Annotated in this window: 22 protein-coding genes; 5 read left to right on the top strand and 17 right to left on the bottom strand. The window is 67.4% G+C overall.

The window, feature by feature from the left end:
* From VM054_07980 to VM054_07900, 17 genes are all read right to left on the bottom strand, one after another.
* Positions 1–574 (bottom strand): class I SAM-dependent methyltransferase (locus VM054_07980; protein ID HUT98998.1); only part of this gene is annotated, 574 nt, incomplete at its 3' end.
* A complete protein-coding gene (locus tag VM054_07975) occupies positions 574–1,380 on the bottom strand; it encodes a hypothetical protein (protein HUT98997.1) in 807 nt (268 codons plus the stop codon). The genes VM054_07975 and VM054_07980, both read right to left, overlap by 1 nt.
* A 15-nt stretch (positions 1,381–1,395) precedes the next feature.
* The gene (locus VM054_07970; GenBank protein HUT98996.1) at positions 1,396–2,535 is read right to left on the bottom strand and encodes a hypothetical protein; all 1,140 of its coding nucleotides are present in this window, start codon (positions 2,533–2,535) and stop codon (positions 1,396–1,398) included.
* A gap of 13 nt (positions 2,536–2,548) precedes the next feature.
* Positions 2,549–3,283: a YIP1 family protein gene (locus VM054_07965; GenBank protein ID HUT98995.1), complete on the bottom strand. Its 735-nt coding sequence runs from the start codon at positions 3,281–3,283 to the stop codon at positions 2,549–2,551.
* 10 nt (positions 3,284–3,293) lie between these two features.
* Positions 3,294–3,833 carry a phosphatidylglycerophosphatase A gene (locus VM054_07960; protein HUT98994.1) on the bottom strand — a complete coding sequence of 180 codons (540 nt, stop codon included), beginning with the start codon at positions 3,831–3,833 and terminating at the stop codon, positions 3,294–3,296.
* Positions 3,830–4,432 carry a CDP-diacylglycerol--glycerol-3-phosphate 3-phosphatidyltransferase gene (gene pgsA, locus VM054_07955; protein HUT98993.1) on the bottom strand — a complete coding sequence of 201 codons (603 nt, stop codon included), beginning with the start codon at positions 4,430–4,432 and terminating at the stop codon, positions 3,830–3,832. The genes VM054_07960 and pgsA overlap by 4 nt, the downstream gene beginning before the upstream one ends.
* Positions 4,429–5,814, bottom strand: a complete 1,386-nt coding sequence (gene rimO, locus VM054_07950; GenBank protein HUT98992.1) for a 30S ribosomal protein S12 methylthiotransferase RimO — start codon at positions 5,812–5,814, stop codon at positions 4,429–4,431. Before rimO ends, pgsA begins: the two co-directional genes overlap by 4 nt.
* The gene (locus tag VM054_07945) at positions 5,807–7,177 is read right to left on the bottom strand and encodes a hypothetical protein (protein HUT98991.1); all 1,371 of its coding nucleotides are present in this window, start codon (positions 7,175–7,177) and stop codon (positions 5,807–5,809) included. Before VM054_07945 ends, rimO begins: the two co-directional genes overlap by 8 nt.
* The gene (locus VM054_07940; GenBank protein ID HUT98990.1) at positions 7,178–7,819 is read right to left on the bottom strand and encodes an outer membrane lipoprotein carrier protein LolA; all 642 of its coding nucleotides are present in this window, start codon (positions 7,817–7,819) and stop codon (positions 7,178–7,180) included.
* A gap of 60 nt (positions 7,820–7,879) precedes the next feature.
* The gene (locus VM054_07935; GenBank protein ID HUT98989.1) at positions 7,880–9,772 is read right to left on the bottom strand and encodes a DNA translocase FtsK 4TM domain-containing protein; all 1,893 of its coding nucleotides are present in this window, start codon (positions 9,770–9,772) and stop codon (positions 7,880–7,882) included.
* 4 nt (positions 9,773–9,776) lie between these two features.
* Entirely contained in the window at positions 9,777–10,622 is an 846-nt protein-coding gene (locus tag VM054_07930; GenBank protein ID HUT98988.1) for an undecaprenyl-diphosphate phosphatase, read from the bottom strand.
* Between the two features lie 67 nt (positions 10,623–10,689).
* The gene (locus VM054_07925) at positions 10,690–12,009 is read right to left on the bottom strand and encodes a glycosyltransferase (protein ID HUT98987.1); all 1,320 of its coding nucleotides are present in this window, start codon (positions 12,007–12,009) and stop codon (positions 10,690–10,692) included.
* Positions 12,009–13,415, bottom strand: a complete 1,407-nt coding sequence (locus VM054_07920; GenBank protein ID HUT98986.1) for an FAD-dependent oxidoreductase — start codon at positions 13,413–13,415, stop codon at positions 12,009–12,011. Before VM054_07920 ends, VM054_07925 begins: the two co-directional genes overlap by 1 nt.
* Entirely contained in the window at positions 13,408–15,855 is a 2,448-nt protein-coding gene (locus VM054_07915) for a tetratricopeptide repeat protein (protein ID HUT98985.1), read from the bottom strand. The genes VM054_07920 and VM054_07915 overlap by 8 nt, the downstream gene beginning before the upstream one ends.
* Positions 15,856–16,050: 195 nt before the next feature.
* Complete coding sequence (locus VM054_07910) at positions 16,051–17,133, bottom strand: rod shape-determining protein (GenBank protein HUT98984.1); 1,083 nt, start codon at positions 17,131–17,133, stop codon at positions 16,051–16,053.
* Between the two features lie 35 nt (positions 17,134–17,168).
* Complete coding sequence (locus VM054_07905; protein HUT98983.1) at positions 17,169–18,221, bottom strand: hypothetical protein; 1,053 nt, start codon at positions 18,219–18,221, stop codon at positions 17,169–17,171.
* A 206-nt stretch (positions 18,222–18,427) separates the two neighbouring features.
* Positions 18,428–19,195, bottom strand: coding sequence for a hypothetical protein (locus VM054_07900; protein ID HUT98982.1), 768 nt, complete (start codon positions 19,193–19,195; stop codon positions 18,428–18,430).
* A gap of 193 nt (positions 19,196–19,388) precedes the next feature.
* Here VM054_07900 and VM054_07895 point away from each other — a divergent pair, with 193 nt between their 5' ends.
* From VM054_07895 to VM054_07875, 5 genes are all read left to right on the top strand, one after another.
* Positions 19,389–20,048 carry a tetratricopeptide repeat protein gene (locus tag VM054_07895; protein HUT98981.1) on the top strand — a complete coding sequence of 220 codons (660 nt, stop codon included), beginning with the start codon at positions 19,389–19,391 and terminating at the stop codon, positions 20,046–20,048.
* The gene (locus VM054_07890) at positions 20,041–20,736 is read left to right on the top strand and encodes a hypothetical protein (GenBank protein ID HUT98980.1); all 696 of its coding nucleotides are present in this window, start codon (positions 20,041–20,043) and stop codon (positions 20,734–20,736) included. The genes VM054_07895 and VM054_07890 overlap by 8 nt, the downstream gene beginning before the upstream one ends.
* Positions 20,737–20,819: 83 nt before the next feature.
* The gene (locus VM054_07885; GenBank protein HUT98979.1) at positions 20,820–22,184 is read left to right on the top strand and encodes a hypothetical protein; all 1,365 of its coding nucleotides are present in this window, start codon (positions 20,820–20,822) and stop codon (positions 22,182–22,184) included.
* Positions 22,184–23,392, top strand: coding sequence for a radical SAM family heme chaperone HemW (gene hemW / locus VM054_07880; protein HUT98978.1), 1,209 nt, complete (start codon positions 22,184–22,186; stop codon positions 23,390–23,392). The genes VM054_07885 and hemW overlap by 1 nt, the downstream gene beginning before the upstream one ends.
* A 126-nt stretch (positions 23,393–23,518) precedes the next feature.
* On the top strand, positions 23,519–24,694 hold the full coding sequence (locus tag VM054_07875) for a PQQ-binding-like beta-propeller repeat protein (GenBank protein ID HUT98977.1): 1,176 nt from the start codon (positions 23,519–23,521) through the stop codon (positions 24,692–24,694).
* The last annotated feature ends 92 nt before the right edge of the window (positions 24,695–24,786 follow it).

Below are 24,786 nucleotides of genomic sequence, written 5' to 3'. Positions count from 1 at the left end.
CGCGGATGACGGCCGTCCCCGGGTCGGCGTCGGCGGCGTCGGCCACCCGCCCGTGCCGCAGGGCGTTGTCCAGGGCGACGAGTCCGCCGGGACGCAGGAGCTTCAGGGTTTTCTCGTAGTACGCGTCGTAGTTGTCCTTGTCCGCGTCTATGAAGGCGAAATCGAACCGCCCGGTGTAGCCCTCGGCTAAAAGCGCATCCAAGCTCTGCAATGCCGGTCCCAGACGAAGCTCTATCTTGTGCGATACCCCGGCCGCCTCCCAACACCGCCGGGCGACATCGGTCCACTCGCGGCTGGAATCGCAGGCGATGAGCCTTCCCCCCGGTGGCAGCGCCAGGGCCACCGCGGTGGAGCTGTAGCCCGTGAACACGCCCAGTTCCAGGCAGAGCCTCGCCCCGACGAGCTCCACCAGGAGCGCCATGAACTGCCCCTGCTCCGGGGCTATCTGCATGTCGGGGTTGGGCATCTTCGAGGTTTCCTCGCGGAGCCGCCGCAGGACTTCGGGCTCCCGCAGTGTGTTTTTCTCCAGGTAGGCGTAGATTTCGTCGGTGACCGCCAGCGTCCGGTTGGCCATCAGTACCCGCTTTCGCCGAGAAGAAGCCTGACCCTCGCGATGCCGGCGTCCCTCACGGCGGGATTCATCGAGCGCAGCTCGGGAACGTCGGCGCCGAGAATCACCGCGAGCATTATCGCCGCGTAGTCCTCGACCCGGTGGGCGTACATCGAGCCGATGGTCGCCTCCTCGGAGCCCTCGATGAAGCACTCCTTTTCGTCGTCCAGGAATGCGGCCAGGCCGCCGACCGCCACGTCACCTTTCGCCGCGACCCGGATCGCCAGCGATTCGGAGAGGAAGACCCCGTCCTCGCCGTAGAGGTAGAGCCCCCATTCGTTGTAGGCAGAATCGTTCGCCAGGCGGTGGAGGAGATAGTCGAGGCCGGCCAGGGCCTCGATGGGGTACTCCATCGTCCCCAGGGGCGTGTCCCAGCGCAGGAGGTGGGTGCCGGTCTCGGTGAAATCGAATATTTCTCCCGCATCCACGACGGCGGTGCTGGATTCGCCGGGGCCCATGTCCCGGACGGACCCCGCCGCGCCCTGGACCGACGGGCCGCCCACGGTCTGCACCCCGCCCGAGGGCGCGGTCAGAGCCAGAAGGCAACCGCCCCAGAAGGAATCTGCGGTGACCGTCTGATTGGTGGGGTTCTTCGCGGTGAAGCCCAGCCACAGCGAGCCGCCGGGCTCCACCACCGGAATCGAGTGCCAGTTCCAGGGGGAGATGGCGAGGTTTTCGCTGCCCGCGGACTCGGCGTTCGCGGGGACCCCCCCGGCGGCGCATCCGACGGAAGCCAGCGACACAAACAGCAACAAAGCCGACTTACGCATTTTTCACCCACCCGATCAATCCGTTATCCGGATGGCATTGGAGAATATCCACGGCTTTTTCCAAAAATTCCGCCGGCGGTGGACCTCGACCCGGAAGACTCCGCCGCCCCTCTCCTCAAAATCCAGCCCGAGACCGACGCGGGTGACCAACGGTACCCCGTCCTTGACGAGGGTGATAATCCCCCGCTCGGGAAGGCGCACGGTCAGCGTCCAGGGGCCGTTTTCCGGGGAGACGGTGGAACCCATCGGCGCGGTCTGGGTCCCGTTCCCGGCGGAAAAGGAAAAACCCCGGGACGGCCACCAGAAGTCCAGGGCGATGAAGCCGCGCCCGGCCCGCATGGCGGAAAGAAGCTCACGCTCGGTCTCGTCGGCGGAGAGTCCCTCCAGCGGCCGCGTGAAGAGGTGGAGGTGCAACAGGCGCAGGGCCGTGGGATAGGGGAGGATGTCGTAGGTCCGCACCAGGCGGTAGGGGCGGCCGTGGTTGTCGCAGCAGCCGATGACCGGCATCGGGCCCCGGGCGAGCATCCAGTCCCAGCGGGCCAGCGTCTCCCGCTTCGGGCCGCGCAGGACCCACGCCGGCAGGTTGTAGGCCACGTAGGCGCTCACGATGCCCCGTAGCGAGTCCTGCCAGTCGGTCATCAGGTCCCAAACGTCCAGGGCGTCGTAGCCGGTGACCGACCAGTCCTCCCACTTGTAGCAGCCGATGCCGAAGCGGACGTTCCCCCGGTGGTCGGGGTGGGTGATGATGCCGAGGCCGCCGCGGGCGCGGACGAAGTCTATGATTTTCTGGCTGGGCAGGTTCGGGGCGGGGAGCCGGTCCACGCCGAAGGCCAGGTAGTGCGATTTTGGGGGGGTTATCTCCGCTCCCACTCCGAGGAAGATGCGGTGAGGGGATGAGCCCCTCTCCACCGGTCTCACCGAGAGCCAGGGACCCTCGGGCCCACCGGGGGCGTACCAGCCGCCCCAGCCGTCCTCCTTCGCCCCCAGGGTGTCGTGGTCGGTGAGGAAGACGAAGTCCAGCCCGGCGCGGATACCCTCCCCGAGGATGCGCCCCACGGGCCAGTGGCCGTCGGAGTAGGTCGAGTGTAGGTGGACGACACCCGTGTACTCGCGGTACCCGTCGGGGAAGGCGGGGCATGTCCGGGGGCGGCTCATCGGGGAAAGGTCCTCACATGCCGAAGCCGAAGTAGCTCAGGGCCGTCATAAGCACCGCCCAGAGCAGCCAGAGGATGATGACGACACGGAACGAACGCTTGGTGGAGAGGCCGACCACCTCATGCACACCGATGGTGAGCAGATAGACGCTCCAGGCGGAGAAGATGTCTATCTGGGAGGCGAAGCCCTTGAGGACCCGCGTGTACCACTCCGCGGGCATCCGGGGGAACAGGAGCCCCAGGTTGGTCCCCACGTAAACGTCGCCCTTCACCAGCACCAGAACCAGCGTAACCACCGCCCCCGCGGCCATCGCCACCGAGGCCAGGGAAACGATGGAGACGGCGTTGCGGAAGCCCAGCTTCTCCCCGGTCAGCCCCACACCGACGTTCAGGCCCGCCGAGGCGATCAGGAGGTAGAGGAAGAGCGACACGGGCACCACGAGGTAGGGAAATACCTCGCCCATGAAGCCGGTGCCGGCCTGGTCCCGGAACTCCTCCAGCCGGGCTACCTGCTCGGCGGGCATCACGTCCCGGTTCTCACGCAGAATTTCGTTGAGTGCCTCTCGCTGGGCCGTCACGGAGTAGGGCATCAGGAGGGGGAGGGTGGCCAGTGAGACGGCGATGGTGATGAGGAAGAAAACGAGCCAGCGCGGCCTGGTTTTCAGGCCCCGGAAGGCCTCGCCGGGCGACACCACCGCGTCCATGTACTGGCCGAGGGGGCTCGAGTAAACCTGTTCTTCGTCGGGCATGGCTGCTCCTCTAGAACCAGAGGTCGGGTAACGGGACTCGGGCCCAGGCGGGCATCAGTTTCGTCAGGTAAACGACGGCCAGGAGGACGGCGGTGTAGACGCCGGCCATCAGGTCGTCGAGCATGATCCCCCACCCGCCGGACAGACGCTCGATCCGGCGGCAGGGGGGGAGCTTGGCGATGTCGAAGAAGCGGAAGAGGAGAAATGCCAGGGCCAGATAGCCCCACTCCCGGGGGAAGAAGGCGAGAATCAGCAGCATCACCGCGCCCTCGTCCGCTGTGGCCTGGCTGGGATCGTTATCGCGGTAGCGGAGGGCCATCCAGCCCGTCGCCGGCACACCGAAGATGAAGAGAACCGCCCCGAGCACAGCGACGAGCCAGGGCCAGGGGGGTAAAAGGACGTAGAGGACGCAGGCCGCCAGGCTGGCGACGGTCCCCGAGGCTTTTGGGAAGAACCCCGTGCCGCCGAAGCTGGCCACGACCAGGTAGGGCGCCTCCCACCACCGCAGCGGCGGTGTCTCCGGTATCCGGGTCCGCTTCACGAAGCTCATCCGCCCTCCTCCCCCTCGACTCCGCTCCGCAAAAGCTTCCGGGCGTTCCAGAGGTATTGCGCGCCGGAGAGGAGCGTCTGCGCCACGGAGAGCCCCAGAATAGCCAGGTAGATTATCCGGCACACGCGATCGAGGATCTCATTCCACTCCCAGCCGAGGACGGGGAAGCCGGCGCGGGCCGTCAGGTAGGCCAGCACCGCCAGCACGGCGATCATCTGCAGCAGGGTCTTGGCCTTGCCGAGCCGGGAGGGGGGGATGTCCACGCCGCGATGGGCGGCGTAGGCTCTGAGCGTCGTGACGATCAACTCCCGCCAGACGACGATGAGCGCCAGCCACCAGGGCACCGCGTCCACCGCGGCGAAGGAGACGAGGGCGGTGACGACGAAGAGCTTGTCCGCCAGGGGGTCGGCGAACTCCCCGAAGGCTGACCGGGTCCCGGTTTTTCTCGCGATGCGGCCGTCGGCCAGGTCGGTGAGGGCGGCCAGGGCGAGGAGGACCAGCGCCGCCAGGTAGGCGTAAAAATGCCCGACGGCCACCGCCACCACGAAGAGCGGCGCCAGAGCGATTCGAACGAGGGTCAGCCTGTTCGGCAGCGTCATTCTTCGGTCACCGGCTCGGCGTAGAGGTCGTAGGGCTGGGCCGCGGTGTAGACGACACGCCTGAAATCACCGGGCAGCCAGCCGTGCCCCTCCGGCAGGGTCACCTCGACCACCCCGTCCACGTCGGGGCAGAATCGGCGGCCACGGGCTATGGCCCCTCCCGCGGCGACGGCGTCCACCAGCACGTCGTCCCGCGCGCCCACCAGGCGCGAGTTCCGGGCGAGGGAGACGGCCTCCTGGAGGTCGTGGAGCGCCTCGGCGCGCAGCTCCTTCATCTCCTGCGACACGGGATCGTCGAGCTCATCGGCGGCGCGCGTCCCCGGTCGGGCGGAGTACGTGAAAACCCCGAGGTGGTCGAACCCCGTCTCCTCCACGAAGCGGATCAGTCTGTCAAAGGCGGCCCCGTCCTCGGTGGGGAAGCCGACCAGGGCGGTTCCACGCAGGACCAGCCCCGGCACGGTCTCCCGCGCTAGGGCGATGACGGCGGCGAGCGTCTGTGCGTCGCCGGGACGGCCCATGGACTCGAGCACGGCTCCGTCGGCGTGCTGGAACGGGAAATCGAGGTAGGGGACGAGCTGGGGGTATTCGGTGAAACCCTTGAGCAACTCCGCGTCCACACGGGCGGGGTTCGGGTAGAGCAATCGCACCCAGACGTCATCCTCGGGCAACTGAAGGGAGAGCTCGGCCAGCAGCCGCACGAGGGACGGCTCGCCGTAGAGGTCGCGCCCGTAGGCCGTGGTCTCCTGGGCGATCAAAATCAGCTCCCGCACACCCTCCTCGACCAGGGACACCGCCTCGGCGACCAGGTGCTCCGCGGGCCTGCTCCGCTGAGGGCCGCGCAGGGCGGGGATGGCGCAGAAGGTGCACCCCAGGTCGCAGCCTTCGGCCAGCTTGAGGTAGGCGATGTGCGGCAGGGTGATCGCCACCCGCTCGGGGAGGGGGTCGGGGTTGCCGTCGTAGGCCCCTCCGGGCGGGGGAAAGTCGAGGAGCGGTTCGGCCGTAGGCTGCGCCTTCCGGCGCCGCTCCAGGCGGTCCACCAGCTCGCCGATGTGCGCCAGCGACCCGGTCCCGGCCACGAGGTCCGCCTGGGGGAAACGCTCGGCCATCCCCTTTTTGAGCGCCTCGGACGCGCAGCCCACCACGGCCAGCCGCGAGCCGGGATGCGCCGCCTTGAGCTCGACCAGACGCTCTATCTCGTCAAAAGTCTCGGCCAGCGCTTCCTCCAGGAAGCCGCAGGTGTTGATCAGGTAGAGCTCTGCCTCCTCGTCGTTGGTCGGGAGGTACCCCCTCCGCTCGAGCTGGGCCAGCATGACCTCGGTGTCCACCAGGGCCTTGGCGCAACCCAGGGAGACGACGTGGACCCTCTTAGGGGCGTCATCCACTGGTGCCCTCCGGCTGGAGTAAAAGGAGAAACGAGCGGCGCTCCCGGGGGATGCCGGCGGGGATTTTGAAAGGCTCGCCCTCCACCGGCTCGACGACGAGGTCCCGGTCGGTGAAGTAAACCGAGGCGACCCCGTCGGGCGCGTAGAACTTCACGGTTTCCCGGTCGTAGGCGGCCAATCCGCCGTCGTCTAAAAGCACCAGCCCGCAGCGGGCGTTGGCTTTGTAGGACAGATCGCAGAAGGCGGCGGCCCGCCCGCCCTTTTCGCCCAAAACCATCTCGACGCGCCTCCGCTTCCCCGCGGGCAACTTGTCCAGGGAGAAGACGTCCAGAAGCTGCTTCCGCTCCTCCTCGTCCAGGGACGGCATCCCCTTCTCCGGGTCCACCTCCCGGGCCAGGCGCTCCAGGGCGCGGAAATCGGCGAGCACGAGGCGGGGGCCCCCGAACCACCGCGGCCTCTCCTCCAGCGCCGCGGCGTCCAGGTCCCACTTATCTCCGAAACCGGGCAGGGGGGCCAGGTCGTGCTGGCACTCGATTATCTCGCCCAGGGGAAACTCCGCGGGGACGTCGTCGGGGCGGAACTCGTGGGGGCCCGTGAGCTCCAGGTAGCGCGCCCAGGCGTAGACCGTGTTCACGGTGGAGCCCCGCAGGACGGGCCAGAAGGCGGGGGCGGATTCGAGGTCCCCCGTTTCGGCCGCCTCGGCCAGCAGGCTGAAGGCGAGGCACAACGCGCGCGTGCGGGCCACCAGCTCCCCCCAGACCACGGCGGTGCTCTTCTCGGCCAGCATCGCGGCGATTCTCTCCACGAAGAACACGCGTCCCCGACCGCTCAACAGGGACACGCGCAGCTCCCCCCTCTCGCCCGAGTAAAGCCCGTCGGGGGTGAAGTCCTCCAGCCTGAGCGCCTCCCGGTGCTCGTCGTCGGGCTGAATCTCACCGCCGCTGACCAGGTGGAGCTGGCCGCAGTCGGGACAGGCCACCGGGGCGTCCTGCTTTGCGCCCACGCCGAACTCCGCCCCGCACCTCCCGCAGTGGATGAGCGACAGATAGCTCTCCCCCAGGAAGACGAGGGGGAGCCCGCACTTCGTGCAGACCGTCCAGGGGAGGTCGCGCAGGGCGCCCTGCTCCGTTTTGCAGCGAGGGCAGGCGAAGCGGCGCGGCGGGACGAGCAGGCCCCTGATGAGGGCGACGAGCCCGATGACGAGGGCGACCAGGCCCCCGGCCCCGAGGGGGATGCCGAAGAAGATGCCCAGCGCCCCGCCCTGGAAGATCAAAACCAGCCCGGCGGCAATTAGGAGAAGGGAGAGCCCCGCGGTCCGCAGGTTCCTCCTGAGTCGCTCCCGTCTGATGTCACCCGCGTCCATCTAGTCCACCCTAACCACTTCCACCCCGGGCGGCGGGGTGAAATTAAACGATGAACGGTCCACCGCCACGTTCAGCCGGATGTTCGATAGCCGGTAGGAAACCGTGTTCCCGATGTCGTCGGTCAGCTCCACCTCGGCCGGGAGCCAGGTTTCGGGGTCCACCCACAACCGCCCCCGAGGGTAGGGGTAGTCGGGAGAAAGGGCGGTCATCCGCAGCACCACCGTGTTGCGCCCGTCCACCTCCTCCTCGCCCGCGAGCGCGTAGGCGTAGTCCCGCTCGAAGTAGCCGATCAGGTTCCCCAGCATCTCCCGCTCGGCGTAGTCCTCCACCGAGGAGACGATGACCTGGTTGTTCCGGGGCGTGTAGAGCCAAACCGTCTCGCCGTTGCAGACCAGGGACTGCTCGAAGGGGCTGACGTAGTCTATGCGGAACTCGTCGGGCAGGAGGCTGGTCATGGAGCCGCGCATGACGTGCCGCTGGCCGAGCATGCCGGAGGCGGTGACACGGCGGACGTCGCAGGTGAAGGAGTCCGCGGTGGCGTAGGACGCCTTGACCCGCGCCACGACCTCCTCCGTGGTCAGCTCGCCGGCGAGGGCCGCGGTGAACGTCAAGAGGAACGCTAGAAGGGCGATTCTGCGCATGACCCTCCCGGGTCGGTAATTTTTTTGGGCTACGAGGGCCCCCGGCGGGCGGCAAGGGGTTTAAACCCCTTGTCTCCTTTCATCGCGGGCGTTTCCCGTCCAGTAGCCCACCACGGCCTCCACCTCTCCATCGCTCACATATGCGCCCTGGAGCCGCAGCGGTTCCGTCGCCCCCACGGGGAGGAAGAGGAGGTCCCCTCCTCCGGCCAGTTCCTCGGCCCCGCCCTGGTCCAGGATGACCCTGGAATCGGTCTTGGAGCGGACCTGGAAGGCGATGCGGCTGGGGAAGTTGGCCTTGAGAACCCCGGTCACCACGTCCACGCTGGGGCGCTGGGTGGCGACGACGAGGTGGATGCCCACGGCGCGCGACATCTGGGCCAGCCGGGCTAAAGGTTGTTCGAGGGCCTTGCCGGTGGCGGCCATCAGCTCGGCCAGTTCGTCCACCGCCAGGACGATGTAGGGCATCGGCACGTCGCCCCGCTCGCCCACGGTGTCGTTGAAGGCGGCGATGGAGCGGCACCGGGCCACCGACAGCCGCGTGTACCGCTGGTCCATCTCGTCCACCAGGTACCCCAGAATGGTGAGAACGCCGTAGGGCTCGTAAACCGGCGGCGTCAGGAGGTGGGGCAGCCCCTCGTAGGGGGCCAGCTCCACGCGCCCCGGGTCAACGAGCACCAGCCAGAGGTGCTGCGGGCCGACCCGGTACAGGAGTGATAGCAACAGCGCGTTCAGGAAGACGCTCTTGCCCGAGCCGGTGGTGCCGGCGACCAGCAGGTGCGGCAGCTCGCAGAAATCGGCCACCACCACCTTTCCGTCCTGGGTCAGCCCCACCGGGAAGGCCAGCGGGCTCTCGTGCTCCTGCCAGTCGGGCTCCTCGAGAAGCTCGCGCAGGCGGACCACACGCCGCCGGGCCAGCGGAACCTCCAGGGACACCGTCCCCCGCTCCGGGTTCGGGGCGAAGCGGACCTGGTTGCACCCCATCGCCAGCGCCAGCTCGGCCCTCAGGCGGTCGAGGGAAGCGATTCTGACCCCCGGGGCCAGGCGCAGCTCGAAACGGCCCAAACTGGGCCCCTCGGTGTATTCCACCACGTTAGCCGCGAGCTGGTTCTGCTCCAGGAAACCGGTGAGGATTCTCACCCGGGCGCGGCGTTCCTCGGGATCGTCCGGCTGGTCGCCGGATTCCCGGGGGGCGAGGAGGTCCAGGGGCGGCGCCTCGTTTACGGCGCTCACCCCGGGCTGCTGCCACTCCGGCAGGTCGGTAAGCTCTTCGGCGACCTCGGGCTCGGGGGGCTTCGATTTAGTCGTTTCGACGGGGGGCACCGGCTCCGCCTGAACCGATTCGACGGGCGCGGTCGTCTCGGGCACCGCTCGCGACCAATCGCGGCCCCGGAACAGGCGGCCGACCTTCCCCGCCACCCACCGGCATCCACCGGCCAATCCCCCGCCCAGCGCGGCGATCCGGACGCCGGTGGCCAGGGTGAAACCGAAAATCAGCCCCACCAGGGCCGCGACGATGGTCCCCAGGGAGCCTACGGCGCCGAGCAGCCACCCGGCGATGCCGACGCCGACGAGGCCCCCGTAGTGGTGCCACGGGGTGTCGGCCCCACCGACGCCGGTCAGACCGAAGAGGACCGCGAGGGAGGTGACGAGGAGGAGGAAGCCGATGATTCTCCGACCGAGTTTTTCCCGGGTCCCCCGGAGGAGCTCCACTCCCAAGTAGGCGACGACCAGGGCCAGCGCCAGGGCGAGGTAACCGCAGAGCCAGACCTGGGCCCGGCCCCAGGACAATCCAAGGTCGCCGACGAAGCCGGAGCTTGCCTCGCCGATATTTTCCGGCGCGCCCGAGTCCAGGAAGACGATCAGGCTGACGAAGGACAGGATGCCGGCGACGAGCAGGAAGAGGCCCGTCCCGACGGCCCGTTCCTCGTCCTTTTTCTTTTTCCGTGAAACCAAAGCGTCACCAGACGATGAGGGAAACCGTGGCCACGACCGCGCAGTAGATTCCGAAGAGCCAGAAGCGCCCGCTCTTCACGGTCCGCATGACGACCCAGATGGCCGCCAGACCGGTGAAAAAGGCGGTCGCGCCCCCGATCAAGTACACCGGCCAGGGGAGCCACGTACCCGAAGAAATCACGTCGCCCAGCTCGACGATGTTGGCCCCGAGGATGGCCGGCAGGGAGAGGAGGAAGCTGAACTCGGCGGCGTGCCTCTGCTCCTCGCCCAGGTGGATTCCGGCGACGATGGTCGCGCCGGAGCGGCTGATTCCCGGCAGAATGGCCACCGCCTGCGCCACGCCGACGAGGAGGGCGCGCCAAAACGGGGGGGCGGGGGGCTCCGTCGTCTCAACCGTCTCGGCCTTCACCCGGTCGCGCTTGCGCAGCAGAAGGCTGAAGAGAATCGCCGCGGTGACGTAGAGCATCGCGGCCGCCAGCATCGGTGAGCGGAACGCCTCGTCAATCTGGGCCTTTAACAAAAGGCCCACGGCCACCGCCGGCAACGTGCCGAGGATTATCCCCACCAGAAGCCGACCCAGGCGGCGGTCGCCGTCGGGTATCTTTTTTCCGCCGATCCAACGGACCGGGTTGACGAAGAGGATGCGCACCAGCCCGACGAAGCGTTTGGCGAAGTAGACCAGCACCGCCAGCGCCGTGGCGAAGTGGAGAAACACGCCGAAGGCCAGGTTGAAATCCGGCTCCACGCCGATGAGTGCCCCGGTGAGCACCAGATGGCCGGAGCTCGAAACGGGGAGGAACTCGGTCGCCCCCTGGACAAAACCCAGCGCGGCTGCCTGCAACAGGTCCAAGTTGCCTCCGTGGTCTATAAGACCGCTTCAATTGAGGATTTAGCTTACCACGCCCGCCGGAGGCGGGTCAACCGAGAAGCTCGCCGAAGATTTCGGAAAATCTCGCCGCCAGGCGCTCGAAGCTGGTCTCGCGCACGAAGGCGTCACGCTCCGGCCCGCCGTAGCTCAACGTGCCCGAGGTCACGCCCTCGTGGAGCGCGTCCAGGGCCGTGGCTACTTGCTCCGCCGAGCCGTAGCGCGCGACGAGGCCGAGGTTTTTCTGCCGGATGAGCCTCGCGGCGGCGTTCTCCGGCAGGACGCCCAGAATCGGCCTGCCCGCCCGGGCGCTCTCGTAGATTTTACCCCCGGCGGTGAACCAGTTCTTCGGCGAGTCCTCCAGGATGATCACCAGCACGTCGGCCCCCAGCTCGAGGCCGACCATCTCGCCGAGGGGGACCGGCGGAAAAATCTCGACGGCGTCGGCCAGCCCCCGCCGCGCGACCTCCTCCCCGTAAACGGGGTGGATGTTCCCCACGAGCCTCAGGCGAACGGCCTTTCGGAGCCCGGGACGCCGCTTCAGCCACAGCCCGAGGCCGTCCAGGAGCGACCAGCCGGTGCGCCCGTCGGCGTCGTCGGCCGCCAGACGCCCGCCGTAGAGAACGGTGAAGCGGTCCGTGGAAACCGGCTCCATCCCCGCGAAAACTTCCTCGTCGTAACCGTTACGCACGGTCCTAAAAAATTGCCCCGGTCGTGCGTACCGCCGCCGGAGGAGTTCCGTGGCCTCGGGGTAGACCGTGGTTACCGCGTCGGCGCCCCGCATGACAAGGCGCTCCAGCACCCGGTCCAGCCCCCGCCGCCAGGGAAGCCACGGGGTGTAGAGCGGGTTTTCCAAAAAAAGGTCGCGGCTGTGGCAGACCCAGGGAATGCCGGTGAGTTTTTTCAGCTTCCAGCCGGCGAGGTGGGTGGTGAAGGGCGGTCCCGAGGTGAGGAGGAGGTCCGGGCGGCGTTTTTTTATAAGCCGCAGTCCGCGCCAGAACGCCGGGTGGAACCAGTAGTGCTCCGAATCGGGAACGTGCAGGACGGAGCGGAAGAGGCGGCCGAGGGGCGAGACGTGGCGCCGGGACAGCCTCCCGCCCGACGACCCCGCATTTCCCCGCCCCTTCAGTAAAAGACCGAGACCGTGGACGGGGTTGACCGTCGCCACCGGAAAAACGGTCGTGCTCGGGTGGAGCGCCTCGAGCTGGGCCTCGTCGCGGGTGAGGCCGCGCGTGTCCACCCCCCAGCCGGGGCGGGAGCACAGCACGTCTATTTTCCACCCCTGCCGGCCGAGGTATTTGACCAAATTGGCCGTGTTCGGCTCGGTCCGAAAAGGGGGGAAGTTCTTGACGATGAGGAGGAGCCGCCGCATCAGCCAAAATACTCCTGCGTCGTGCCCACCGCCTGGGCCTCCTCGCGGTCCATTTTACCCCTGAGAGATAATGCCGCCTTCCGGCCCATGACGACCGCGTGGTCCATGTTCCCGTACCGGAAGAGCCCCTGCCGCCCGGTGGTGATGAGGCCGGGATGACGGTTGACGTGCTCCAGGCAGACCTTGAACCTCTCGCCGTATCCGCGGTCGTAGAGGGGGTAGGCGTGGGGCCGGCGGGACACGGCGCAGGCCCGGGGCGATTTTTTCAAGAGCCCGACCGACGCCAGGCCGGACAGGTTCTTCCGACAGAGCTCACCGAGCCCCATCCGCCAGAACCGGTCGCCGACGTCGCAGCTCACCTCGGCGGTGATCGCCGCGCAGCCCGGCGGCGTCAGTTTCGGCGAAAAGTTGGCCGGCTCGCTGACCCGGTTGAAGACGTAACCCGGCTCGGGGAAGTATATCCAGTGGTTGTCCGAGGGCGTCTCTCCATCCAGCGTCAAATGCAGAAAGACGACAGAGCGCGAGCGGAGCCCCCGGGTCGCCCGGAGAACCTCCGCCCCGGGGCGCGGCTCGATGAAGCCGACCAGCTCCGCCAGGGGGACGGTGGAGACGACGGCGCTCCCCGATTCGCGGTAAACCTTTCCGTCGGCGTCTTTGACCTCGACCTCGAACGCCCCTTCCCTGACCTTCAGGGCGACGACCTCAGCGTCCAGGCGTATCTCCGCCCCGCGGGAAACCGCCCTCGCCGCGAGACGGCGGGGCAATTCGCCGATGCCGGCCTCCGGGTAGAGGAACTCCCGGGCGTAGGTCCGGGGGTCTTTGCCGGAACCCCTGGAGAGAAGCCGCTTGAGGACGTCGAACAGGCTGACCAGGCTGATGCGCTGCGCGGCCCAGTCGGGCGAGATTTCCCGGGTCGGGACGCCCCAGAGCTTCTCCGTGTACGGCTTGAAGTAGAGGTCGTAGAGCGTGCGGCCGAAGCGGTTGACCACCCAGTCCTCGAAGCTCGCCTCGTCGGGGCGCGACAAGGCCCGTCGCAGCGAGCTCACCAGGTAGTCGGAAAATGCCCGGGCGTTGTCCGTGAAATCCAGCTTGCGCACCACGTCGCCCAGTTCCAGGGGGTAGGCGAATCGCCGACCGACGAGCTGTATCTCGCTCTTGCGCCGGGGCCGCAACCAGGCGCCGTCGGGGAAGAGGTCGGTGAACCAGCTTTCGATCCGGGGGTCCGGGGTGTGGAAGCGGTGGGGGCCGTAGTCGAAGCTGAACCCGTTACGCCTTAGCCCACCGGCCAGACCGCCCACGGTGGGGGACCGCTCCAGGACCAGACAGGGGACACCGGCGGCCGCCAGATCGTCGGCGGCGGCGAGCCCCGTCAGGCCGGCCCCCAGGACGAGCACCCGGTCATGCACCGGCCACCTCCCGCGCCCTCTGGCGCAGAAGCTCCGCCTGCCGGAAATCCCCCAGCCCCCGGTACACCTCGGCCAGCTCGTCGTAGAGCCGCGGTTCATCGGGCAGGCGGGCGATTTCCGTCTGGAGCTCGACCAGGGCATCCGCCGACCGACCGAGCGCTCGGAGGACCTCGGCGCGCAGCAGGAGGCCGTCCATGTCTCCGGGGCTGTGCCCGAGGAATGAATCGAGCGCAGCTTCCGCCCCGGCCGGGTCGCCGGATCGGTAAAGCGCCGCCGCCAGCCAGTACCCGGCGCGGTTCAGGTCGCCCACCCGCTCCAGGACGCGGCGGAAACGGGGGACGGCCTGGTCGTGCCGGCCGCCGTTGTAGAGCGAGGCGCCGAGGTTGTAGTCGTCCAGGGCGGCGTAGATGACGGAACCCCTGTCGGCGGGCTCCGTCCCGGCGACGATGGGGGAGGCCGGATCGAAGAGGGGGCTGTACGCCCCAACCGGATGGGCGTCGGGGGGACTACCGGCCAGGGCGCAGGACCGACTGTCGCCGTAGAACGGCCGCCCGACGGGCTTATCTCCGACCGCGTACACCCGGAAGGATGGGGTCTGGAATTGCAGATCGAAGCCGGTCAATTCCTCCGGGAATAGGCAGAGCGCGGCAATCGCCTCCCCTTCGACCGGTCGGAGGGCATCGGCCTCGTAGCGCGCCGACTCGGGACCGAAGTCGAGTGAGTCGGCGGCGCTCACCACCAGGTAGTCCACCCCCCACCCCGCGAGCAACTTTTCAAAATCGCCCTCATCCCCGAACTGGCCGAGGGTGAACCGCCGCGCCCGCTCCCGGACCTCGGACGACTCCCAGATGGAGTGCAGCGCAACGGGGCGGTCGGCGTAGGCCAGAAGCATGGGGGCGATGTTGTACCGCGCGGCGAGCACGGCGTCGGGCGGTGTGTTCTCCCGCAGCCAAGCGATGACGACCCGCAGCTCGTCGCCGATGTCGTGGGGCCACGGGCGGGGCTGGTCCGCCAGGCGGGCGACGACCCGCCGCACCGCGTCGTCCCCGGCGATATTGGCAGACTGGTAAACGTTGAAGAAGGCGAGACCGGCCAGGCCGACGACCAGGGGCAGCTTCCGCCGGGAGTCTATTCGGGTGATGAGCCCCGCCGCGGCCAGGGCCAGCATCGGGGCGAGAAAAACCTCCAGCCGGCGGAAGAAGAGAAAACCGGCCAGCAGGGCTACGGTCAATCCCAGAAAGAGGACGGCGGCCCGCGATATTTTTCCCCGGCGCCAGTCCCCGAAGCAAACCGCCGCCCCGGCGGCACCAAAAGGCAGGAGAAGCCAGTTTGTGGATAGGAAACCCGTCAGGGTCGGGCCGTCGAAGGGCCCGGACCACAGCGCCCGGCTTATCCAGGACAACCGGGCCGGGTCGGCCGGCTTCTGACCGAGAAAAAGAAGCTTGTCCCAGAAGAGGGTGTAAACGTGACCGAACTGGCTTTCCTGACCCCAGAGGAGACGACCGGCGATAAAGATGACCGCCGCGCCGCCGACGAGCGCCAGGATTGTGCGCCATCGTCGCGGCTCCAGGACGCGCCTCAGCCTTGGCACCAGGCACACCAGGGCGGTCAGGTATAGCAGGCAGGCGCCCGGCGAGAGGGCCAGCCCCTTCACCCGCAGAGCCGGAACGGCCAGGCCGACCACGAGGGTGACTCCCCCCAGGACGAGGGCCGTCGGGCCGATTGACCTCCACTCCTTCCGCCAGAGGAGGTACACGGCCAGGAGGACCGCCGTCACCGTGAGGAGGAAGCCCGCGAGATGCCAGGCGGCCAGCGCCACGCCCCACCCCAGGCCGCAAGCGACGAGCCAGGGCAGGCGTTTCCTCCAACCGGAATCGTCGCTCGGCGGACCGAGGGCGCCGAGCATCCCCGCCCAGCCGAGGAGGGCAAAGGGCACCGCGAGGTGCTCGCGCAGGTAGACGTTGACCGTCCGGTCCACGGAGGCCACGGCGAAGACGGCGATGAGCGCCGCGGCGAGGGCCAAGCTTCGCCTCCGCCACAGGGCGTAACCGAGGAGGAATACCGCCCCCGCGCCCAGGGAGCTCACAAATGAAACCCACAGCGCGAGGTGGTCCGAGAAGGACGCCTCGTCGTAGCCGGTGTGGAAGAGGCGGTAGGTCCACCCCACCAGGGCGTCCTCGACGAGGAGGAGGTCGTCGTGGAGCGGCTGGCCCTCGGGTGGCATCACCCGAAAATCCCGCTCGGGCGGCGTCTCCCCCTGGGCGTACATCCGGGCCAGGCGGTAGCGGAAGGCCGCGTCGGAGACCATCAGGGTGTCGTCGCTCCAGAGGGAGCGCCGGAGCCATGTCGAGCCGGCGACGACGACCGCCAGGCCGAGGACGGTCAGCCCCCAGCGCACGCCCTCGTTTTTAAAAATCTTACCTGCGGCGGTGAGAGCCATCGCCTCTAAAATGGATAAGCCGGCGTGGATTCGGTTCTTACGGGCCCGGATTATACCACGCTGAAACGGAGCCAAGGGGACGCGGTGCGATTTGCTCAACGGCCGCTCCCCCGATTCCCGAATGTCCCGAGAATCGGTCGCTTCCCAATAAAAAAGAGGGCCCCCGCCCTCAATCCTCAATGGACGCGAAGCGTCCTACGTCGGGTAGAGGTTAAAGAGTCTCCGGTAACGGCGGAAGTCGTCCAGAATCATCCCGAGCCCCTCGATGATCGTGGTCAGGGGCGAAGCGGCGCGGTGGACCCTGAGGTTCGTTTCCTGGGTGATGGCGTCGTCCAGGCGCTTCAACAGCGAGCCGCCGCCCGTCATGTTGATCCCGGCGTTGACGATGTCGGAGGCCAGCTCGGGCGGCGTCTGCTCCAGGGTGGAGCGGACGGCGCCTATCACCTGCACGATGCACTCGCGCAGCGCCTCGCGCACCTCGGTGGAGCTGATCGTCACCGTGGTCGGGATGCCGTTGAGCATGTTCCGGCCCTTGACCACGAAGTTCTCCTCCTCCTCCAGGGGCACGGCGGAGCCGATGGTGATCTTTATCTCCTCGCAGATCTGCTCGCCGACGAAGATGTTGTAGTGGCTGCGGAGGTAGCGGTCCACAGCCTCGTCCATCACGTTCCCGCCGATCTTGCGCGACTCGGACACCACCACCCCGCCGAGGCACATCACGGCGACCTCGGTGGTGCCGCCGCCCACGTCCACCACGATGGAGCCGGTGCTCTCCTCGATGGGGAGCCGCATCCCCACCGCGGCGGCGATGGGCTCCTCAATGAGGTATATCTCCCGGACGCCGGCGTTCTTCACCGAGTCGCGGATCGCCCGCTTCTCCACCTCCGTTATCCCCGAGGGCACGCAGCACAGCGCCCTCGGCTTCACGATGGACGCCCCCTTGAGCGCCTGGCGCAAAAGGGCCTTGAGCATGAGCTCGGCGGTCTCGTAGTCGGCGATGACGCCGTCCTCCATGGGCCGAATGGCGCGGATGTTCGGCGGGGTGCGCCCCAGCATCCGCTTGGCCTCATGGCCCAGCGCCTCGATCTGCCCCTTCTCGTTGACGGCGATGACCGAGGGCTCGTTCACAACCACACCCTGACCCTCGAGGTGGATCAGGGTGCTGGTGGTTCCCAGGTCCAGGGCGATGTAGCGGGGGTGTATCTTGTTGAAGATCAAGGCGCGCTCGTTGGACTCGAACGGTTGGCGGACTCGGTCGGAGTTCAGATTGGGGCGCAACGCTGCGCCCCGCATGGATCAACCCGAAAGGGCGCCTATTCCTCGAGGAGTTTGCGGCACTCCTCCAGGGCAACCTCGAAGAGGGAGACGGCCTCGCGCAGCGAAATGTTGCGGCGCCTCAGACGGAGCTCCGAACCCTTGACCTCGAGGACGATGTAGTTGTCGAAGGTCGTCAGCGCCGCAGCGGCGGGCTCGGCGACCGGAATCCCGGCGGCCGGCCTGAGCGGTGCCTCCACCGGGACCTCGACGGCGGTGTCGAAGGCGGGAACCGCGTACTCCTCCTCGACCTCCTCCAGCTCCTCGACGGGCTCGGAGGTATCGAAGGCGGGGACGGCGGCCTCCTCGACGGGCGCGGGCGCCGCGGCGGAGGAATCGAAGGCCGGGACCGCGTACTCCTCCTCGGCCTCGACGAGGGCCTCTGCTTCCGCGGAATCGAAGGCCGGAACTGCGTACTCCTCCTCGACCACCTCCGTGGTCGTTCCGGAATCGAAAGCGGGGACGACGAACTCGTCGGTTATGCCTTCCTGTTCTTCCGACACCGCGGCTACCTCTTCCTCCTCCTCGACCTCCTCCTCCTCGATCCGGGTCGTGTCGAAGAGAGGCACCTTGAATTCTTCGAGCTCGGAGGTGCTGGGGCCGGTGTCCAGGGGGGACGGCATCTCGTCGGGCGCGGCCTCCACGGTCTCACCGAGAATCTCGTCCCAAATGCCCTCGGAGGGAACGAGGGGCTCTCTCACCGCTTCGGGGGGCGGGGCCGGTCTCTCGGCCCGGGCTTCGGGCGGCGGAGGAGGAGCTGATGCGACTCGGGCGGCGGTCTGCGGGAGCGGAGGAGCGGTGCGAACCGCTTCGGTCCGGGAGGGCGGCGGAGGGGGCGGTCCTGCGGCGGCCGGTTTTCCCGCGGGAGGGGGAGGTGGTCCGGCGGCTTTTCTTGCGCCCCCCGGGGTGATCACCACTGCTCCGGGCGGCTCGTCGCCGGTTCCCGAAGGGGCGAGCTTCGAAAAATCGCCGATCTTCAGGCTTTCCTTGAGCTTGGCCGCCCGCTCGGCGTTTCTCCGCTTGATCTCCTCGATATAACTCTGGTCAACCATGACGGGTCCTTCCGAACAACCGGCTGGTTTTATCCCTTAAAGTTGGAACGGTCAATGACGATCCAGGGGGAGGGACCGGCACGCAACGCCGTCCTCCCACCACTTGCGGGCTCCTATTCCACCGCCGCCCCGATGCGCGACGGCAGGAAACGGCCACTCATCGGTTTAGTCTGCCACAAGGCGGATAAATATGCAAACGCTAAGCGCTATATAAACACAAAATGACCGAAGATATAGCGCAACTTCTCCCGGTAGAGATCGTACTCCTCGTAGCTCACCTCGCCCATCAGTGTATAGACCCAAAGATCCTTGACGAAGAAGGCGACGATGCGGATGTCGGCCTGGGTGTTCTTCGAATGGGTGATTTTGATAACGTAGTAGGTGCCCTGGAGCCCGTCCGAGTCGAGGGTGGTCGTGGGCTCCCAAGTGTCCACATTGTACGGGTGGTCCGGGTTCAGGGCGTAGAGCATGATGTTCTCGAAGGACTGGCGGGCCAGCGAGCTGGTCGTGCGCGACTCCTGAAGCTGGAGCTTCCCCACCCGCACCCTGGCCACGGGCCGATCGGCGTCGTAGAGGGTCAGCCGGCAGATCTCGGTGGCGTCCAGCCACGCGACCGCGCTGAACGCGTCCGCCTCGTCGTGGCGCAGGCCGGTGCCGTAGGCGAATTCCCAATTGCGGTCGGGCCGCAGGAGCTGGATGCCCTCATCGAAGTAGTTGATCAGATTCTCGTCTATGTCGAGACCTGACCCACGGACCACGGGGGTGCGCCCCGTTTCCACCCCTTCCCCGTCGCCGCCGAAGAGGCTCGAATCCTTCAGGTAAAAAATGAGCCAGACGATTACGGCCAGGGCGGCGCCCATGAGGATGATGTGCGTGACGGAACCGGACCTGGTGCGCGGCTTCGCGCTGCGCCGAAAGCGCACCCGGGGCTCATCTTTCCTTCGGCTGTCGTCGTCCATGGCGCGTATCGTCAACAGTCTTATCCAGACCCATTCGCCGGATCACCACGGTCAAAACATAACCGGAATTTCTTGAATTGTCAAGGATTTATGCAGTTATACCGGCGCGCTTCCGGGCCCTCCGCCTCGGTATCGCCCGGTGTACCCATTGACTGCCGTCCATCGTAACGCTAGAATACCCGCAAACGAAAGAGCTCGGAGCCGACAATTGAAAACACCCGTCCCAGGCCTTCCCCTTCTTTTAATCCTCGGCACCGGCTGTTCCCTCTTCGGCACGGGAGGCGGCTCCCATCCCGCCACCACCTCCGAGGAGACTGCGACGGTGACGGAAACTCAAGAAAGCTCCGAGCTGGCCGGGTACATTGACGCGGGCAACGTCCTCCTCGCCGCCGGAGACCTGCGCGGCGCGACCCGGGAGTACGAGAAGGCGCAGGAAATCGCCCCGGACGACCCCTTCGTCAACAACAACCTCGGCCTGGTCTACATGGAGTCGAAGCTCTTCTCCCTCGCCGTCAGCTACTTCGAGAATGCCATCGAGGTCCTGCCCTACTACTACAAGGCGTACAACAACCTGGGAAACGCCTACCAGGAGCTGTCGTACTACGACCTGTCGCGGGAGTCCTACGAGGAGGCGCTCAAAATCAAGCCCGATTACGCGCTGGCCCACTGGAACCTGGCCCTCCTCCTGGAGAAGACCGGCGACACACTGGACGCCATCCGCCACTGGCAGCGCTACATCAGCCTCTCGGAGGGCGAGGGGGACATCGCCTTCGCCCGGAACCGCATCGCCGCCCTGCGCGACGACACCTCCTCCACGGAGGAGGTGGACGTCATCACCGAGGAGGAGGCTGGGTACATCGTTGAATGACACGCCCCTCCGCTTGATTCCGCTATTCGCGGCCCTCGTCCTCTCCGCCGCCTGCCGGGAGGACGCCCCCCCTCTAATTCACCCCGTCGCACCCGCGGACGACCTGGCCGACCGGGTGACCGCCCCCGGCTCGGAGCCGGGCGACCGCGTCACGGTCGGCGGCCTGTTGCACGACACCGGCGCCCTGACCACACTGACCTCGTACACCTGGAACTCGAGCGGGATCACGCGCGAGGTCTATTTCCTGGAACCGCGGCGTCCCGAGCTCACCGATGCGCTCGTCCGGTTATCCGACGCCCTCGTGTCCGAAACCGGCGTTTACGGGTACGGCGTCCGGCTGTCCGGTGGAGCGGCGTCGGCCGATACGACCGCCGTCCCCCCCGTCGAGCTGCCGGAGGCCTGGCTCGAGCGGCTGGGAGAGCTGGACCTGGACGCCCTCTCGGCCCACCCGGAGCACAACGGCAACTTCCGCCCGACCCCGGCTGATTTCGTTTCCCTCACCTGGCGGGCGGTGGACTGGACGGGCGAGGGCGACGACCGCCGCTGGCTCCTGGAGGCCTCGAGGCTGCCCCTCCCCCCCTTCGCCGACCCGCGGCTGGAACGATGGCTGCAAATATTCGCCGAGGTGAATTCCACGGGTACGGTGGAGCAGCTCTGGATCGGGGTTCGGGGGAGTTTTCTCGAATAGCCACCCCGGAAACGAGCGGAGCGAGTAATGCCCCGGCAAACCGACCGTTGACCCAGGAAAAACGCAACAGGCTCAAAAAGTGTTTGACCGGCCTCGCGGGAGCGGTCGGTTCGTTTCTCCGGCGCCCGTTCAAACGCGGGGACGCCCGGAAAACGACGCCCCCCGAGGGCCCCCACCCCCGAGCCCAGGACCTCACCCACAGTCCCGCCGTCCCGACCACGACGGAAGCAATCACCCGCCACAGGAAACGCCGCCGTCTGGTCCGGGACGTCGTCCTGGCCCTCGTGGCCGCCTTCACTCTCTTCTCCCTCTACAACCTCCAGGTCCAGTTTCCCGCGAAGACCTTCGCCGTCTACCCCCGCCTGGGCGGTTACTACGCCTACCGGGGCGTGCTCGGGGTGCACAGCCGGTACTCCGACGGCGACTCGAGGTACGGCGAAATCGCCGTCCTGGCGCGGAAGGCGGACCTCGACTTCGTCGTCTTCACCGACGTGCACTCTATGCGGGCCCGCAAGGACGGCCTGGTCGGCAACTACGGCCACCTGTACCTCATCTGCGGCGCGGAGCTCGTACGGCCGGAGGGGAAACTTTGGATTCTGGGCCCCAAGACGCTGCCGAAGGGGCTAGGGCGGTCTACGGCGAGCATCTGCGCCGAGGTGAACGAGAAGGGACTATCGGTCGTCGCCATGCCGCTGGACGCCGAGGAGCCCTGGGGCGACTGGGGTCTTTCCAACTTCACCGCCCTGGAGGTGGTCAACCTGCGCAGCCTGTGGCGGCGCGCGGACCCCCTGACCTGGCTCGGCGCGGTCAGCGTGAACCTCCTGGACGGCCCCCGCTCCTACGCCCGTCTCGGCGTGGATCGGGCGGTGTTCACGCTCTGGGACGAGCTGTGCCGGGCCAGGCCGGTGGTGGGGCTGGCCTCCGCCGAAGCTCTGGGGCGGTCCAAGGTCCTGGGCGACTGGTATTTAAAGGTGCCGAGCTACGAAAGCGCCTTCGACACGATCCACACCTACGTCCTTCTTCCACGACGCCTGCCGACCGATCCCGGCATCGCTTCGACCCTCATCACCGGGGCCCTCGCCCGGGGACACTGCTTCGGCTGCATCGCCCCCATCGGGGACGGCCGGGGTTTCCGGTTCACCGCCCGCTCGGGGGAGAGGACGGTCATCATGGGCGATGAGACGAGCCTCGGCGGCGAGCCCACGGCCCTGGAGGCCTACTGCCCCCCGGCGGAGGGGGTCGAGCTGCGACTCATCCGGGACGGCGGGCTGGTGAAGCGATTTTCGGACAACCGTTTCGTCTATCAGATTTTAAAACCCGGCGTGTACCGGGTCGAGGCCTGGGTCGAGGCGCCCAATCTCCCCTGGGGCACGGTGCAGCGGCTCTGGCTCTTCTCCAATCCCATCTACGTCCGACCGGCGACGGACGAAACGAAGCGGAGCGAGTAATGCCCTGGCAAATCCGGGGCGACGCCTCGAGCACCGGAACCCGTAACCTGGTCGGCGTGTACGTCCACGTCCCACTCTGCCGACGCCGCTGCGCCTACTGCGATTTCACCAGCTACGTCGCGGAGCCGGAGATGGGGAGGAGGGTGGTCGCCGGGCTTCTCCGGGAGTTGAAGCTCGGGCCCGAGGTCCGCGGGAGAACGCTCTACGTGGGCGGGGGGACGCCCAACCTCCTGGGGGCGGGGGAGCTGGGCAACATCATCGCCCGGACGCGCGATCGGTTCCGCATCCCCTCGGGGGCCGAGGTCTCCGCGGAATCCAACCCCTGCGCCAACTCCGGGATCGGCTACTTCGAGGCGCTGCTGCGGGCCGGGCTGACCAGGCTCTCGGTGGGTTTTCAGAGCTTCGACGACGACGAGCTGCGGATGCTGGGGCGCTCCCACCGGTCCACGGACACCGGCATCTTCGCCAACGCCCGGCGCGCCGGCGTCCGGTCGGTGTCCATAGACCTGATGTACGGCCTGCCGGGACAGAAAAGGTCGGTTTTTCAAAAAAGCCTGGAGGCCGCGCTCGCACTCTCGCCGGACCACATCTCCCTCTACGCGCTCAAGCTGGAGCCGACCACCCCCCTGGGCCGGGCCGTGGAGCGGGGCGAGCTCCCCACGCCGGACCCCGACACGGCGGCCGACATCTACTACGCCGCGCTGGATCGCCTGGAGACCGATGGTTTCCTGCAGTACGAGCTGTCCAACTTCGCCCGCCCGGGCCACCGCTGCCGTCACAACGAAATTTACTGGGAGGCCGGACCGTTCGTCGGCCTCGGCCCCTCGGCGGTCTCCGATGACGGCGAGCTTCGGCGGCGTAACACGCCGGATCTCGAGGCCTGGCTGGGCGCCGCGGAGAAAGACGAGCGCCCGGACGGGGAGGAAGAGCGGCCCACGGAGCGGGAACGCCGGCTGGAAATGGCGATGCTGGCTCTCCGGACCCGCAACGGCCTCTCCGGGAAACGATTCCGCGAGCGCTGGGGGGTGGAGGTGATGGAGGCGTTTCCCGCCCTCGCGGGTCACCTCGCGGCGGGACGGGTGGAGTTGCTGAGCGGTACACGCGTCGGTGAAGAGAGCTGGCGCATCGTCCGGGAGCACCAGCTCGTAGCCGACCGCATCCTCGTAGATCTGGTGGATGGGTCCTCGGTTGACCGGGGGAGGGGTTAAAGATATAATCGAGAAAAAGATGTGCCTTCGAACGCAGTTGTGCCTTCGGCCGTAGTTGCGACTCGGAAACCCACTGAGAGCGACCCGCAGGCGTACGACGCCGTGGGGGAAGCCGCAGGGAGAGCCATGAAACGAATCGTCATCCACCAGGAAGAGCTGGAAACCATCCGCAAGGGCGCCCTCGGCGAGGTAGACCGCCTGACCTCCAAGCTCAAGGACACCATCAACAGCTACTTCCTCCGCTTCAAGACCGAGGACGTGTACACCTGGAGCATGTACCGCGGCAATCCCGCCCACACGGGCACGGTCGGACCGACGCACCGGATGATCGAGGGCAAGCTGAAGTTCACCCATGAAATCGGGCCCAAGGTGAACACCTCACCCATCGTCACCACCCAGCACGTGTTCACCGCGGCCTGCGACGGCAACGAGTTCCACTGCCTCGACCTGGAGACGGGCGAGTTGGTATGGAAGACCGCGTTCGACGCCAAGGTCACGAGCCCCGCCGCCACCTCGTGGGACGGCTTCGTCTACGTGCCCTGCGACGACCAGCACCTCTACTCCATCGGGATCGAGTCGGGCCTCATCCAGTGGAAGTTCCACCTGGACGACATCGTCCTCAACACCCCCTGCGTGGACGGCACCAACGTCTTCCTCACCAGCCGCGAGGGGTACCTGGTCGCCCTGGACGCCACACACTGCCAGCTCAAGTGGATCAGCCCCTGGGAGTCGGCGCACAGCGAGCCCACCACCGGCGAGGTCAACATCTTCATCGGCACCTACGACGGCTGCCTGATGAGCGTCTGGCAGGGTTCCGGCGACATCAAGTGGAAGACGAAATCCCTGGGCCGGGCCACCAGCTCCGCCACCTACCACTCCGAACGCCTCTTCTACTCCCTGCCCGAGTCGGACAAGAGACGGGGCTACCTCTACTGCCTGGACGCCGAGACGGCGAAGATACTCTGGCGCCACGAGACCATCGCCTCGCTGACCTGCACCTCGAGCGTGAGCCGGGACAGCATCTACTTCGTAGCCCAGAACTACCTCGAATCGCTCAAGACCGAAGACGCCCAGAAGCGCTGGCGCTTCGGCACCGAGACCCCCATCCGCTTCTGCCCCACGGTGATAGACCAGGCCGTCTTTATCACCACCAAGGCGGGGGTCATCCACGCGGTGGACACCGAAACCGGCAAGGAGCTCTGGTCGAAGGAACTGGGCGCCGGGGTCATCGGCTCCTCGGCTTACGCCAACGGCACCCTGGTGGTGAGCTGCGAGGACGGCAAGCTCTACGCCTTCGAGTAGAACCGGGGTCGCACCCCTCACCTCAGGTTGCGTTGACGTAGGGGCGGGTGTCCACACCCGCCCGCGGGCGACCGTGGACGGTCGCCCCTACG

The sequence above is a fragment of the bacterium genome, assembly GCA_035528375.1.
Classification (GTDB): domain Bacteria; phylum RBG-13-66-14; class RBG-13-66-14; order RBG-13-66-14; family RBG-13-66-14; genus RBG-13-66-14.
Note: the sequence above shows the minus strand (reverse complement) of the source record. Positions and strands in the feature narration are given on the sequence as shown.

What these genes read in the sequence shown, in the direction of transcription:
- VM054_07975 (HUT98997.1), bottom strand. Translation starts at nt 1,380, where the DNA reads ATGCGTAAGTCGGCTTTGTTGCTGTTTGTGTCGCTGGCTTCCGTCGGA.
- VM054_07970 (HUT98996.1), bottom strand. Translation starts at nt 2,535, where the DNA reads ATGAGCCGCCCCCGGACATGCCCCGCCTTCCCCGACGGGTACCGCGAG.
- VM054_07965 (HUT98995.1), bottom strand. Translation starts at nt 3,283, where the DNA reads ATGCCCGACGAAGAACAGGTTTACTCGAGCCCCCTCGGCCAGTACATG.
- VM054_07960 (HUT98994.1), bottom strand. Translation starts at nt 3,833, where the DNA reads ATGAGCTTCGTGAAGCGGACCCGGATACCGGAGACACCGCCGCTGCGG.
- pgsA (HUT98993.1), bottom strand. Translation starts at nt 4,432, where the DNA reads ATGACGCTGCCGAACAGGCTGACCCTCGTTCGAATCGCTCTGGCGCCG.
- VM054_07945 (HUT98991.1), bottom strand. Translation starts at nt 7,177, where the DNA reads ATGGACGCGGGTGACATCAGACGGGAGCGACTCAGGAGGAACCTGCGG.
- VM054_07940 (HUT98990.1), bottom strand. Translation starts at nt 7,819, where the DNA reads ATGCGCAGAATCGCCCTTCTAGCGTTCCTCTTGACGTTCACCGCGGCC.
- VM054_07925 (HUT98987.1), bottom strand. Translation starts at nt 12,009, where the DNA reads ATGCGGCGGCTCCTCCTCATCGTCAAGAACTTCCCCCCTTTTCGGACC.
- VM054_07915 (HUT98985.1), bottom strand. Translation starts at nt 15,855, where the DNA reads ATGGCTCTCACCGCCGCAGGTAAGATTTTTAAAAACGAGGGCGTGCGC.
- VM054_07905 (HUT98983.1), bottom strand. Translation starts at nt 18,221, where the DNA reads ATGGTTGACCAGAGTTATATCGAGGAGATCAAGCGGAGAAACGCCGAG.
- hemW (HUT98978.1), top strand. Translation starts at nt 22,184, where the DNA reads ATGCCCTGGCAAATCCGGGGCGACGCCTCGAGCACCGGAACCCGTAAC.
- VM054_07875 (HUT98977.1), top strand. Translation starts at nt 23,519, where the DNA reads ATGAAACGAATCGTCATCCACCAGGAAGAGCTGGAAACCATCCGCAAG.